Here is a 12,964-nt window from a genome sequence, read left to right as displayed (position 1 = left end):
CCGCCGCCATGGCCACCACGGACCTCGGCGAGGCGTACTCCGGGTACCTGGACCACCTCGCCGACGCCGACGAGTACGCCGCGACCGACCTGGCGATCGGCCTGCTCGACGCGGGCGTCCCGGCGGAGCGGGTGCTGCTCGACCTGGTCGCGCCCGCCCAGGCCGAGGTGGGCGAGCGGTGGGCGCGCAACGAGTGGAGCGTCGCCCAGGAGCATGCGGCCACCCACATCAGCGAGCAGGTGGTGGCGGCGGTCTCCGCGCACGTGAGACCGCGGCCGACCGGCGGCCGGGTCGTGGTCGCCTGCATGGACGGCGAGTGGCACGCCCTGCCGCCCCGGCTGGTGGCCGAGATACTGCGGTTACGCGGGTGGCAGGTGACCTTCCTGGGCGCCAGCGTCCCCGCGGCCCACCTCGTGTCGTACCTGCACCGCTACGACGCGCACGCGGTCGCCCTGGCGTGCGCGCTGCCGATGCGCCTGCCGTACGCCCACCGGATGATCGAGGCCTGCCGCCGCTCGGACGTGCCGGTGGTGGTCGGCGGGCGTGGGTTCGGCACGGACGGCCGGTGGGCGCGCCGGCTCGGGGTGGCCTGGGCGCCGGACGCGCCCTCGGCGGCCGAGTTGATCGCCGACGAGCGGGCGCTGCGCGGAGCGCCGCCGGCCCGCCTGGCCCACCTGGCCGACGACGAGTACGCCAGCCTGGTGCGCCGTCGCGGTGAGCTGATCGACAGCGCGTTGGCGGAGCTGCGGGAGCGGGTGCCGGCGGCGCGGGCGTACACCGCCGCGCAGCTCGACGCGACAGTGAGCGACCTGGGCCACATAGTGGATTTCCTGGCCGCGGCGGTCTACGTCGACGACCCCTCGTTGTTCACCGAGTTCGTGGAGTGGCTGTCGGGGATTCTGGGCAGTCGTGGGGTGCCCGCCGGGGCGGTCGTCCTGCCGCTGGAGCACTACGCCGCCGCGTTGCGGGACTTCCCTCGGGCGGCGCGGGCGTTGGCGCTGGGATGCGCGGCGCTGCCTGGTGCCGCCCGCTGACCGACCCGCCGGTGGCTCCCGGATCGATCACCGCGCTCGGCGGCGGACGAGTCAGCTCTGCGTATACTTGCCGGACTGCAAACGTCCCACCCCAGGGTGGAGCGAGGGGGAGAACGGTGACGTTCAGCGTCAACTACGTCGAGCGCGACGGTGGTGGCGCCTGCCTGCGGCTCGTGGGCGAGCTGGACCTGAGCACCGCCCCCGAGCTGAGCGCCGCGATCGACCGGCTCACCGCAGCGGGCGAGACCCGGGTGCTGCTCGACCTGACCGACCTCACGTTCTGCGACTCCACCGGAATGGCCGTGTTCGTCAGGGGCGACAATCAGGCGGCGGCCGACGGGGGGTGGCTCCGGCTCACCGGCGCCAACGGGCGGGTCGAACGGGTGCTGCGCGTGACCGGCCTCGCCGACGTGTTGCGCTACGAACCGGAGTCGGTCGACCCCGCGTCCCGCAGTGCTTCCTGATGGGCTAGATTTCCCCGCCAGCATTTCCCCGCCAACGCGGTGACCGTCAGGGTCCCGTCCCCGCCGACTCCGAGGCAGGTAGTGATGGGCGTAGACAGCCCGCAGCCGGTACGCATCCTGGTGGTCGACGACGACCCGGGTGATGTGCTGATGATCGAGGAGGCGCTGGCGGACTCCGACGTCGACAAGATCATCGACGTGGTGAGTGACGGCGAGGAGGCGATGGAGTTTCTCCGCGCCGAGGGCCGGCACGAGCAGGCCCGCCGACCGGACGTGATCCTGCTGGATCTGAACATGCCGCGGATGGACGGTCGGCAGGTGCTCGGCGCGGTCAAGCAGGACGAGGATCTGCGGACCATCCCGATCGTCGTGCTGACCACCTCCAACGCCGACACCGACATCGTCGGCAGCTACACGTTGCAGGCCAACGCGTACGTCACCAAGCCGATCGACCTGGACGACTTCAACGACGTGGTCCGCCGCATCGACGAGTTCTTCGGCCGGGTCGTCGTGCTGCCCAAGCGCATCTGAGGCCCGCGCCACCTGCGCGCATGCTGAACATTTTTCCCGAACCCCCTCGGCGCGAGCGGTCGCGGCCGAGGATCCAGGTGGGGAAGTAACAGCAGCTGCCTGGGGGGCGACAGTATGAGGTTCTCCGTCGTTGAGACCGGTTACGACCAGCGGCAGGTCGACTACTGCCTGGACGAGCTGGGGATCCGGTTGTCCCGGCTCGCGGCGCGGGCCGAGGGCGCGGCCGGGACGGCCCGGGAGTGGGACGAGATCCGCCAGGAGGCAGCCTGGCTCAGCGGGCTCCTGCGACGACTCGACCTGGGCGACGCCGCCCCCCGGCACGCCGATGGGGCGGCGCGGCGCGAGGCCGCCGAGATCCTGGCCCAGGCCCGCGCCGAGCTCGACGAGGCCCGCGAGGAGGCACGGCGGGTGCGGGAGCGGGCGTACGCGGAGGCCGTGCAGGCCCGACGTGACTTCGAGGCGGCGCTGGACGCTCGCCGACGGCGCGAGGTGCGGGTGGACGAGATCCTCAGCCAGGTGACTGTCGACCAGGTGCCCGCCGACACGCCCACCGCAGCGGCCGGGGTCGCGGGCGGCCGGGTCGGGGTCGGCGGTCCGGACGCGGGCGCGGAGCCACCGCCGGGTCGTCGCTGAGACGTACGGGCGTGGGTGCCCGGCTCAGGTGGTGAGCGCCGCCGCGACGGTGGTCGCGCGGTCCTCATGCTGGGCGTACGCGTCGGGGTACGCGGAGATCTGCACGGACTGGGCGGCGGCGGTGACGCTCATGTCCTGCCAGCCGGGGATCTCGTTGAGGGCCGTGTAGAAGGCCCGCGCGGCGTACGACGGTCGCATCAGCTGGGCCACGGTGCCCCAGCCGCTGCTGGGCCGCTGCTGGAACAGCCCGACCGAGTCGTGGTCGGAGCCGCTGCCCTGGTTCGGGTACTCCGCCGACTCCGGGAGGACGTCGCTGGCCAGGTTGTAGAGGTTGCTCTCCTGCATGGCGGTGGACAGTGCCACCACCAGGGCGCGGCGCGGCATCTTCATCTCCAGGCCGACGTCCACGATGACCTTCGCGTTGTCCATCTGTGCCTGGTCGAGGCCGGCGACCGGCCGGGGGCGGCGGGGCTTGACCGGCTTCTTGGGCGCCTTGCGGACGGCGGTGGGAGAGGGAGTGGGCTTCGCCGTCGGGCTGGGCAGGATCCGGGCGGGGGCGGCGTCGCGGTCCAGCGACCGGGAGGCGCGCTCGTCGGCGATGGCGGCGCGGTCGGCCACCGCCTCGGCAAGCGGCTCGACCGTACGGGGGGTGTCGTCGTTGCCTCGCGCGGTGGCGACCGCGACGAGGCTGAGGCAGCAGGTGACACCGGTGGCCAGCGCCACCCGCACCGGGGTCGAGCCCAGCAGGCCACGCCGTGACGGTTCGGGAACGCGGTGACGGCCGATCGTCCGTTCGGTTGATGCGGCGTCGTCCGAGGGGGTGTTCGGGCGCGCGTCGGTCAGCTTCTGGGCGGAGGGGTCGTCGGGATGCACCTGACGAGGCTAAAGAGCTGAATGCCCGATGCCATCAGCCCGTACGGTGGCATGCGCCACAATTTGCCCTGATCATGGCGACTTTAACGGGCAAAACAGCAGCGAAGCTGATCAACCTCGCGGATCACTCCAGACGGTTATTCCCGATTTGCCGGGTGAATGCGGTCGCCCCACCACTCCGCCGGCCGCATCTCCAGCCCCCGTCGGGACTCACCCGAACAGCCGAGGCCCCCTCCATCAACCGGTCCCCCCTGCACCGCCCCACTGTTGGAGCGTGGAGTCAGTGTCGGCCGTTCTCGGCCGGGGTGACGGTCAGGCGGTGTCGGCTGGCATCGCCGCTGGAGAACGGCCAGAGCCGGTCGGCGTACTCGACCAGGTCGGCCAGTTGATCTCGGCTCAGCCCGGCCGAGGAGATCTCCGCGTGGACGTCGGCCCGGTATCGGCCGTCGTTGTCCCGCCCCAGCTTCGCCTCCGCCCGGACCTGCACGGTGTGCGCCTCGTCGGTGATCTCCCCGGCCACCTCCACCGCCGCGTGATGTAGGCAGGAGGCGAAGGCCGCGGCCAGCAACTGTTCCGGGGTCAGCCCGGTGCAGTGCGGCGCCAGCGGTGAGGCCAGCGCGGTGGAGAGCCCGCCATCGTCGGTGCGTACGTGACCGCCCTCGGCGGTCGCTGTGGCCTCACGCAGCCAGGAACTCTGATCCGGCATCGCGTTTCTCCCGTCGCTCACCAGGCCGGCTACCCCTTCGCCGCCCGAAGAAACGCCATGCGTCGTCTGGTCAGCGCCCGGCGGGCAGGTTCGGCTCGTCCACCAACGCCACCGCCTCGGTGGCCTCCGCGGCGGCTCGTTCGGTCCACGGCGACGTCGGGGCCGGCCGACGGGTCGTCGGGATCGTCATCGGCACGTACACCCGGGCGTCCACCGCCTCGGCCAGCAGCAGCGCGGCGACCAGGCTGGTCGGACGCTTCTCGGGGTCGTCGGCCAGGCAGGAGTGGCACAGCTCGGCGACCTCCGGCGGGAGCCCGGCGATGTCGGGCAGCGGCTCCGGTGGCCGACGGCGGCGCACGAGCAGCAGTTCGCTCGCGGTCGCCGCGCGGTAGGGCAGGCGGGCGGTGAGGCTGTAGTAGAGCAGCACGCCGAGGGCGTACATGTCGGCGGCGGGGGTGGCCGGCGCCTCGTCCAGCTGCTCGGGCGCCAGGTACGCCGGGGTGCCCAGCACCATTCCGGTCGGCATCGGGTCCGGCGCGCCGGCGGCGATGGCGATGCCGAAGTCGAGCACCTTCACCCCGGCCGGGGTGAGCATGACGTTGGCCGGCTTGACGTCCCGGTGCACGATGCCCTCGGCGTGCGCGGCGGCCAGCGCGGCGGCGACCTCCGCACAGACCCGCACCGCGATCTGCCAGTCGAGCGGCCCGGCGCGCAGGTGCACGGCGAGCGTCTCACCCTCGGCCAGCTCCATGACGATGTAGGGCACGGGTCGGCCGGGCCACGTCGAGGAGGTGCCGAAGTCGTGCACGCTGGCCACGTTGGGGTGCTCCAGCCGGGCAGCCGACCGGGCCTCCGCCCGGATCCGGTCCACCGGGCCGTCCCGGTCGTCGCGGCCGGGCGAGAGGAGCTTCACCGCGACCGGCCGGTCCAACACCTGGTCGTAGGCCCGCCACACCTCGGACATCCCGCCCACACCGATGCGCTGTTCGAGCCGGTACCGCCCGTCCAGCATCCGCATCGACCGCTCCTCGTCCTCGCCCCGCCGACGGCGGGTGCACAACTGGCGGTACCCGAGCGCCGAGCTGGGCAAACCGGAGCCCGATTCGGGGCGGACGGCCCCGCGCACCTCGCTGCGCCACGGCGGTGGGTGCGGTAGCTTGCGAGCCAGAGCCGGTGTCACCGATTGTGCCGGCACGGTCACCCGAGGGGACGCCGCGATGAGCGAGGTCACCGTACGCTTCGTCGGTGGGCCCGCGGACGGGCTGGTCCGGCTGCTGCCGGCCGGGTCGGACGGCGCCCCGCCCCAGCGTTGGATCATGCGTCACCCGGATGGCACGGGCCCGGTGCAGCCCGGCCCCGACCACCTCTACGAACGTGACCGGCCCGACGAGGCCGGCGGCTGGAGCATGCGGTTCGTGCGTACCGACGCGTACGGGGTGTCCGAGTGACCACGAGGCGGGGCTGACCGGCGGTGTCGCCGGCGTCGCGTCGGCCCGGCCGCACAGCTCGCGCACAGCTTCCGCAGGGGCGCGGCACAGGCGCGGCGGCCACCATGGGGCCCATGGTCATGAACGGGCAGGCCGCGCCGAGCCGGATCGAGCTGCGTCGCCCCGACGGTGAACCCGTCCGGGTGCTGGTGGTCGACGACGAACCCACGCTCACCGACCTGCTGTCGATGGCCCTGCGCTACGAGGGTTGGCAGGTCCGCACCGCCGGCAACGGCATGGCGGCGTTGGGCACCGCCCGACAGTTCCAGCCGGACGCCGTGGTGCTCGACGTGATGCTGCCCGACCTGGACGGCTTCCAGGTGCTGCGTCGGCTGCGCGAGCACGCCCCCACGGTGCCGGTGCTCTTCCTGACCGCCCGCGACGCGGTCGAGGAGCGCATCGCCGGGTTGACCGTCGGCGGCGACGACTACGTCACCAAACCGTTCAGCCTGGAGGAGGTGATCGCCCGCCTGCGCGCGCTGCTACGCCGCTCCGGGCTGGCGATCGCCGCCCGGGAGGAGGCGGTACTGACCGTCGGTGACCTCAGCCTCGACGAGGACAGTCACGAGGTCCGCCGGGCCGGGCAGCTCGTCACCCTCACCGCTACCGAGTTCGAGCTGTTGCGTTACCTGATGCGCAACCCACGCCGGGTCCTCAGCAAGGCGCAGATCCTCGACCGGGTGTGGAACTACGACTTCGGTGGCCAGGCCAACGTGGTGGAGCTGTACATCTCGTACCTGCGCAAGAAGATCGACGCCGGCCGCGCGCCGATGATCCACACGCTGCGTGGCGCGGGTTATGTCCTCAAACCCGTCGAGTAGCCGCCGCCCGCTGCGCGCCGCCCGTCGGTGGCTGGCCGCGCGCTCCCTGCGTACCCGACTGGTGTTCGCCCTGCTCGCGCTGCTGGCGTTGGTCAGCGTCGCCATCGGTGGCCTGACCACCGTGGCGCTGCGGCACTTCCTGATCGACCGGCTCGACGCCCAGCTGGCCCCGGCGACGGGCATGCGGGGCGACCGGCCGGGGCGGCCGGCCTTCCCCGGTGACGGACCGGGCATCCCACCCGGGCTGCCGTCCGGCACGGTGGTCGCCGAGATCACCGACGGCCGCGTGGCCAGCGCCCGGACCCTGACCAACAGCGCCTCCAACGCGTTTCCCGACCCGCAGCCCGTCCCGGTGGGGGAGGTCGCCGCGCTGGCGGACCTGACGGTCGACGCCAGACCGCGCACCGTCGACCTCGGCGATCGCGGTGACTACCGGGCCGTGGCCCGCCAGTACTGGGACGGCCGGGTACGCGTCATCGCGATCCCCCTCTCCGGCGTCCAGGAGACCGTCTGGGCGCTGGTCGCCGCACAGACCGGGGTCGCCGCGGTCGGGCTGCTGCTCGCCGGCGTGGCGGGCGCGCTGATCGTGCGGGCGACCCTGCGACCGCTCAACCGGGTGGCCGCCACCGCCACCCGCGTCACCGAGCTGCCCCTGGACCGGGGGGAGGTGGCGCTCGCCGTCCGGGTCCCGGCCGCCGACACCGACCCGCGCACCGAGGTCGGTCAGGTCGGCGCGGCACTCAACCGGATGCTGGGCCACGTCGCCGACGCGCTCACCGCCCGGCAGGCCAGCGAGACCCGGGTACGCCAGTTCGTCGCCGACGCCAGCCACGAACTGCGGACGCCTCTCGCGGCGATCCGCGGCTACGCCGAGGTGGCCCGGCGCGGCCGTGACGAGGTCCCCGCCGACGTGGCGCACGCGCTGCGCCGGGTGGAGTCGGAGAGCACCCGGATGACCAGCCTCGTCGACGACCTGCTGCTGCTGGCCCGCCTCGACACCGGCCGGCCGCTCGCCGTCGAACCGGTGGACCTGACCGCCCTGGTGGTGGACGCCGTCAGTGACGCGCACGTCGCCGGACCCGAGCACCGCTGGCAGCTCGAACTGCCCGAGGTGGCGATCCAGGTGCCGGGCGACGCCGCCCGGCTGCACCAGGTGGTGGCGAACCTGCTCACCAACGCCAGGGTGCACACCCCGCCCGGCAGCACTGTCACCACCACGCTGGCCGTCGACGCCGCCAGTGCCGTGCTCACCGTCGCCGACGACGGGCCGGGGGTGCCTGTGGAGCTGCAACCGGAGATGTTCGAGCGGTTCGCCCGGGGCGACAGCTCCCGATCCCGCGCCCACGGCAGCACCGGCCTCGGTCTGGCGATCGTCGCGGCGGTGGTGGAGGCGCACCACGGCGCGGTCGGTGTGGACAGCCGTCCAGGTCGGACACTGTTCACCGTTCGGCTGCCCAATCCCACCACTGACGCATAGTCGGCGCACGGCACATCGGCGTCGGTCAGCCGACCAGCATCTCGGTGAGGACCTCGACGACGCGTCGGGTGTGCCGCCCGTCGGGGTCCTCGTCGGGGTTCAGGTCGGTCACGCTCATCCCGAGCAGCCGGTCGGCGCGGGTCAACGGCGTGACCAACGCGATCAGGTCCGCCCAGCGCGGGCCGTCCGGTTCGGGGTAGGTCACCGCGGGCAGGTCGCGCGGGTCCACCACGTCCAGGTCGAGGTGTAGCCAGGCCGGGCCGTCGCCGTCGGCGGCCAGGCTCGCGCCGACCGTCGCCGCGCCCCGGCGCAGCAGCTCGGCGGCGTTGATCTGGTGGATCGCCGGGTCGATCCGGGCCGCCTCGACCCGGCTGCTCTCGTCGGTGGCCGGGCGGTGCCCGAGCAGGTGGACGCGGCCGGGCTCGATCAGCGCGCCGCCGGGGCCGACGGCGGCGGGGCCGTACCCGGTGACCACCGAGAGGTCCATGTCGGCGGCCTCACCGGTCGGTGAGGTCGTGCCGTCGAGGAAGTCCGGGTGGGCGTCGACGAACCACAGGTCGGTCGCCGGGGGTAGGGCCCGGCAGACGCCGGGCAGGATCGCGCAGTCGCCGCCGAGCACCAGTGGCCGGTGGCCGTCCGCGATCAACGCACCGATCCGGGCGGCGATGGCGCCGCCGGCCCGGACCAGGCCCGCCGCGCCGATCACCCCGCTGGCCGGATCGCGGCTCGGGTCGCGCAACCGCGCCTCGTCGATCTGCCCGTCGTCGTCGGCGGCCAAGGCCTCGCGCAGGCCGGCGCGGCGCAGCGCCGCCGGGGCCCGCTCCTCGCCGCGCCCGGCGCCGGAGGAGTCCAGCGGCGCGTCCACGATCATCCAGCGCACGTCCGCAGCGTACCGGCGCGACCGGCCGTCCCGGCCGCATTCTGTGGTGCGGCTGGGAGTACGCCGATGTGCCCGCGACAGCGACGACGACCGGCGTACGGTGAGGGACAAGTCCGGCTTTCTGGGTCAAAAGCCTCATCGGTGTACGCCCTGGGACGCCGGTGTCGAGGCGGCGAGGGCAAGGAGCGATCGGTGGAACATCTGGCCTACCTGGACGCGGGGTCCGGCAGCCTGATCGTGCAGGCGGTCGTCGGTGGGGTGGCTGGCGCCGCGGTCGCCGCGAAACTCTACTGGCGACGGCTGGTCGACCGGTTCCGCCGGCAACCCACCGACCAGCGCTGAGCGGGCCAGCACCGACAATGGCGATCTCACCCACCGAGGTACGGCCCGAGCCGGCCTCCTTCCGCGACCCCGCCAACCGGGTCTTCCACGTCGGCGACGAGGTGCTGCGCGGGCTGGACCCTCGGGCCGCCGAGCACTGGCGGGCACTGACCGGCAGCACGTTCTTCCCGGCGCTCGTCGCCGCGCGCAAGGTCTGCGCCACCGAGGACGCCCCGCCCACCCTTGTCCCAGCCGCGACCGGAACACCGTGGGCGGCAGTGCTGCGCCACGAGCGCATCCCGTTCGTCTCCCACCCGTACGAGTGGTCGTTCAGCATGCTGCGCGACGCCGCCCTGCTGCACCTGGAGATCCTGACCGCCGCGCTCGGCGAAGGTTTCACCACGAAGGACGGCTCGGCGTACAACCTCCAGTGGCGCGGCGCCCAACCGGTCTTCATCGACATCGGCTCCTTCGAGCCGGTCCGCGATGGCGAACCGTGGGCCGGCTACCGACAGTTCTGCCAGACCGTGCTCTACCCGCTGATGCTCACCGCCCACCTGGGCGTCGACTTCCAACCGTGGCTGCGCGCCCGGGTCGACGGCATCGAGGCCGACGAGCTACGTCCACTCTTCAACGGCGCCCGCCGGCTGCGCCCCGGCGTGCTGACCCACCTGCACCTGCACGGGGCCATGCAGCACCGCAACGCCGCCGCCAGCACCACCGAGGTACGCGACCAACTGCGGGCCGCCGGCTTCTCCCGGGAGCTGCTGCTCGCCACCGTACGCGGCATCGAGAAACTGGTCCGCAAGCTGGACCGCCGCCCGCCCGAGAGCCACTGGTCGGACTACCAACGCACCTGCGGCTACTCGGCCCGCGACCGGGTGGCGAAGGAGCAGTTCGTGGCCGCCGCTGTCGCCGCCGGCGCCCGCCCCCGCCTGGTGCTCGACCTCGGCGCCAACGACGGCCGGTACTCCCGGCTGGCGGCCGGGCACGCCGACTACGTGGTCGCCGTCGAGCAGGACCCCACAGTCGTCGACGAGCTGTACCGACAGCTGCGCTCCGAGGGGCAGCGCCGGATCCTGCCGTTGGTGCTGGACCTGGCCGACCCGTCGCCGGGTGGCGGCTGGCGGGGCGTCGAGCGGGCCGGTTTCGCCGAGCGGGCGTCCGCCGACGTGGTGCTCGCCCTGGCCGTGGTGCACCACCTGGCGATCGGGCGCAACGTGCCGCTGCCGGAGGTCGTCGACTGGCTGGCCGGGCTGACCGCGCCGGGCGGCGCGGTGGTGGTGGAGTTCGTCCACCCGGAGGACCCGATGGCGACCCGGCTGCTGGCCAACAAGCCCGCCGGTCTCTTCCCGGACTACCGACGCGACACCTTCGAGACGTTGCTCGCTGCCCGAGGACGGATCACCGACCGGCTGGAACTGCCCTCGGGCACCCGCACGCTCTACCGGACGGTGATGGGTGGCTGAACCGGCCTCCGTCGACCCGCCGGCCCCGGACCACCGGCCGCCGGCCCCCGGACGGTGGGACCGGGGCTGGCGAGGTGAGCTGGGCCGGCTGCTGGAGATCGTCGCGCTGGTCGGTCTCGTGGTCACCCAGCCACTGCTGGACGTGCTCGGCCGCAGCCCCGACTTCTTCCTCTTCCACCGCGCCGACCCGGCCCAGATCCTGCTGCTGCTCGCCCTGGTGACGGTGCTTCCCACGGCTGCGGTGGCGGTGCTCGGCGCGCTCAGCCGACTGGCCGGCCGGACCGCCCGCGCCCTCACCCACACCGGCCTGGTCGGGCTGCTGGTCGCCGCCCTCGCCGTGCAGGTGGGCCGACACGTCACGCCACTTCGGGGCGTACCGCTGCTGCTGGTGGCCGTGCTGGCCGGAGCCGCCGGCGCGGCCGCGCACCGGCGGTGGCGGGCGCCGGGCCGCGTGTTGCGACTGGCCGCCGCCGGCCCGGTGGCCTTCGTGGCGCTCTTCCTGCTCGCCTCACCCACCTCGGCGGTGGTCCTGCCGCGCGGCGACGGCGGCGCGGCAGGCACCGCGCAGGGCTCGGCCGTGCACCCGCCGGTGGTCATGCTGATCCTCGACGAGCTGCCGCTGGTCAGCCTGCTCGGCGCGGACGGGAAGATCGACGCCGGGCGGTACCCGCACTTCGCCGAGCTGGCCGGCGGCTCCACCTGGTACCGCAACTCCACCGGCGTCAGCGGGTGGACGCCCAACGCGCTGCCGGCGATGCTCACCGGCCGCTACCCGGCCAAGCCGGTCGCCCCGCACTACTCGCAGTACCCGGACAACATCTTCACCGCCTTCGGCGGCCTGTACGACATCCGCGCCGAGGAGAGCATCACCCGGCTCTGCCCGCCCAGCCGCTGCGAGCAGCCGGTCACCCCGGAGCAGGGGCTCGGCGTGCTGGCCCGGGAGACCGGCAAGCTGCTCGGCCGGGTCGCCGGGCCGACGGACAGCGCTGTCGACCCGGAGGACTCCTACCGCGAGCAGACCCGCGCCGAAGCCGGCCTGGACGCCGCCGAACCGGTGCCGGCCGACCCGAAGTTCCGCTGGGACAGCCTGGACGACAACCAACCGGCCCGGTTCACCAGCTTCCTCGCCGGGCTGAAGCCGACGACCCGGCCCACCCTGCACTTCCTGCACCTGCTGATGCCGCACTCACCGTGGGCGTACCTGCCGTCCGGGGCGCGCTACGACGCCCCCGAGGACCTGCCCAACGACGGCGCCGGGTGGGTCGACCTGGCCCGGCAGCGGCACCTCGCCCAACTCGGCTACACCGACCGGCTGATCGGCGAGACGCTGCGGACGCTGCGCGCCAACGGCCTCTACGACCAGGCCCTCGTCGTCGTGACCGCCGACCACGGCGTCAGCTTCCGCCCCGGCGCGCAGGGCCGGGGCATGGACGCCATCAAGGCCGCCGCCGGGGAGGTCGCGTGGGTGCCGACGTTCGTCAAGGAACCCCGGCAGCAGAGCGGCCGGGTGGACGACCGCAACTGGGAACACGTCGACCTGCTGCCGACAGTGGCCGACGAGGCCGGCGTCCGGTTGCCCTGGCGGGTCGACGGGCGCTCCGCCCGGCAGGCCCCCCGCACCGACGGTACGAAGCACTTCTACGACCGCCCCGGCGAACCGGTCACCTTCCCCGGTGGCGTGCCCGCCCCGCCACCCCTGCCGACACCCCACCCCCTGGTCGGCACCGAGGTACGCGCCGGCCCCGCCGCCGGCAGCGCCCGGGTCGCCGATCTGGCCGCGTTCACCGCCATGGACCCGGACACCGGCACCCTCCCGGCACTGGTCTGGGGCGACGTCCCGGACCGGATCCCGGACGGCACCCTCCTCGCCGTCGCCGTCAACGGTCGCATCGGGGCCGTCGTCCCCGTGGTGCCGGCCGACCCCGGCGGACGCCGGTTCGCCGCGCTGCTCGCCGACGACAAGCTGTTCCACGCCGGCACCAACCAGCTCGACGTCTTCCAGGTCGCGACGGACGGTACGCTGCGACGCCTCACCCTGTCGTGACCTGGCTTCCGGGTTCGGTCCGGTCCGGTCCGGAGGTTGGTCCGGCCGGGCTTCCGGGTTCGCTCCGGTCCGGTCCCGTCTGGCGGGATGCCGGGTTTCCCGGCCGCCCGGTCGGGAATCGGGTGACGCATACCTCACCGCCGAACCACGGCGGGCGTTGTCCCCCGAGCCGCAATTACGGTAGAAGCGAAGGCAATTCAACGTAGATCTGCCGGCGAAGCGAG

The 12,964-nt window shown here is 73.6% G+C and carries 14 protein-coding genes; 10 read left to right on the top strand and 4 right to left on the bottom strand.

Annotated features, from left to right (window positions below):
- Positions 1 to 8: 8 nt before the first annotated feature.
- From OG598_RS12935 to OG598_RS12920, 4 genes are all read left to right on the top strand, one after another.
- Complete coding sequence (locus OG598_RS12935; RefSeq protein WP_442931506.1) at positions 9 to 1,034, top strand: cobalamin B12-binding domain-containing protein; 1,026 nt, start codon at positions 9 to 11, stop codon at positions 1,032 to 1,034.
- Between the two features lie 116 nt (positions 1,035 to 1,150).
- Positions 1,151 to 1,498 carry an STAS domain-containing protein gene (locus OG598_RS12930; RefSeq protein WP_328654652.1) on the top strand — a complete coding sequence of 116 codons (348 nt, stop codon included), beginning with the start codon at positions 1,151 to 1,153 and terminating at the stop codon, positions 1,496 to 1,498.
- Positions 1,499 to 1,582: 84 nt separating this feature from the next.
- Positions 1,583 to 2,029, top strand: coding sequence for a response regulator (locus OG598_RS12925; protein ID WP_091408166.1), 447 nt, complete (start codon positions 1,583 to 1,585; stop codon positions 2,027 to 2,029).
- Between the two features lie 114 nt (positions 2,030 to 2,143).
- On the top strand, positions 2,144 to 2,662 hold the full coding sequence (locus OG598_RS12920; protein ID WP_328654651.1) for an ATPase: 519 nt from the start codon (positions 2,144 to 2,146) through the stop codon (positions 2,660 to 2,662).
- 24 nt (positions 2,663 to 2,686) lie between these two features.
- On the opposite strand, the gene OG598_RS12915 is transcribed toward OG598_RS12920, so the two are convergent.
- The 3 genes from OG598_RS12915 to OG598_RS12905 form a co-directional block, all read right to left on the bottom strand.
- On the bottom strand, positions 2,687 to 3,535 hold the full coding sequence (locus OG598_RS12915; protein ID WP_328654650.1) for a hypothetical protein: 849 nt from the start codon (positions 3,533 to 3,535) through the stop codon (positions 2,687 to 2,689).
- Between the two features lie 280 nt (positions 3,536 to 3,815).
- Entirely contained in the window at positions 3,816 to 4,241 is a 426-nt protein-coding gene (locus tag OG598_RS12910; RefSeq protein ID WP_030332593.1) for an OsmC family protein, read from the bottom strand.
- 70 nt (positions 4,242 to 4,311) lie between these two features.
- Entirely contained in the window at positions 4,312 to 5,259 is a 948-nt protein-coding gene (locus tag OG598_RS12905) for a serine/threonine-protein kinase (protein WP_328654649.1), read from the bottom strand.
- A gap of 199 nt (positions 5,260 to 5,458) precedes the next feature.
- Between OG598_RS12905 and OG598_RS12900 the strand changes: the two genes are divergently transcribed.
- From OG598_RS12900 to OG598_RS12890, 3 genes are all read left to right on the top strand, one after another.
- Positions 5,459 to 5,689 carry a hypothetical protein gene (locus tag OG598_RS12900; RefSeq protein ID WP_091408172.1) on the top strand — a complete coding sequence of 77 codons (231 nt, stop codon included), beginning with the start codon at positions 5,459 to 5,461 and terminating at the stop codon, positions 5,687 to 5,689.
- 119 nt (positions 5,690 to 5,808) lie between these two features.
- The gene (locus tag OG598_RS12895) at positions 5,809 to 6,549 is read left to right on the top strand and encodes a response regulator transcription factor (protein WP_442931505.1); all 741 of its coding nucleotides are present in this window, start codon (positions 5,809 to 5,811) and stop codon (positions 6,547 to 6,549) included.
- A 31-nt stretch (positions 6,550 to 6,580) separates the two neighbouring features.
- Positions 6,581 to 8,026, top strand: coding sequence for a sensor histidine kinase (locus tag OG598_RS12890; protein ID WP_328655323.1), 1,446 nt, complete (start codon positions 6,581 to 6,583; stop codon positions 8,024 to 8,026).
- 25 nt (positions 8,027 to 8,051) lie between these two features.
- Here the strand turns inward: OG598_RS12890 and OG598_RS12885 are convergent, their stop codons facing one another.
- A complete protein-coding gene (locus OG598_RS12885) occupies positions 8,052 to 8,897 on the bottom strand; it encodes an arginase family protein (protein ID WP_328655322.1) in 846 nt (281 codons plus the stop codon).
- Positions 8,898 to 9,098: 201 nt separating this feature from the next.
- On the opposite strand from OG598_RS12885, the gene OG598_RS12880 reads away from it, so the two are divergent.
- From OG598_RS12880 to OG598_RS12870, 3 genes are read left to right on the top strand one after another with little or no spacing between them, the layout of a single operon-like run.
- The gene (locus tag OG598_RS12880; protein WP_165947858.1) at positions 9,099 to 9,248 is read left to right on the top strand and encodes a hypothetical protein; all 150 of its coding nucleotides are present in this window, start codon (positions 9,099 to 9,101) and stop codon (positions 9,246 to 9,248) included.
- A 17-nt stretch (positions 9,249 to 9,265) separates the two neighbouring features.
- Positions 9,266 to 10,696: a class I SAM-dependent methyltransferase gene (locus OG598_RS12875; protein WP_328654647.1), complete on the top strand. Its 1,431-nt coding sequence runs from the start codon at positions 9,266 to 9,268 to the stop codon at positions 10,694 to 10,696.
- The gene (locus OG598_RS12870; protein ID WP_328654646.1) at positions 10,689 to 12,740 is read left to right on the top strand and encodes a sulfatase-like hydrolase/transferase; all 2,052 of its coding nucleotides are present in this window, start codon (positions 10,689 to 10,691) and stop codon (positions 12,738 to 12,740) included. Before OG598_RS12875 ends, OG598_RS12870 begins: the two co-directional genes overlap by 8 nt.
- Positions 12,741 to 12,964 lie beyond the last annotated feature (224 nt).

The sequence above is a fragment of the Micromonospora sp. NBC_00330 genome (genome assembly GCF_036136635.1).
In the GTDB taxonomy this organism is placed as follows: domain Bacteria; phylum Actinomycetota; class Actinomycetes; order Mycobacteriales; family Micromonosporaceae; genus Micromonospora; species Micromonospora salmantinae.
The sequence above is the reverse complement of the archived record's forward strand: the minus strand, read 5'-3'. Positions and strand labels throughout refer to the sequence as shown.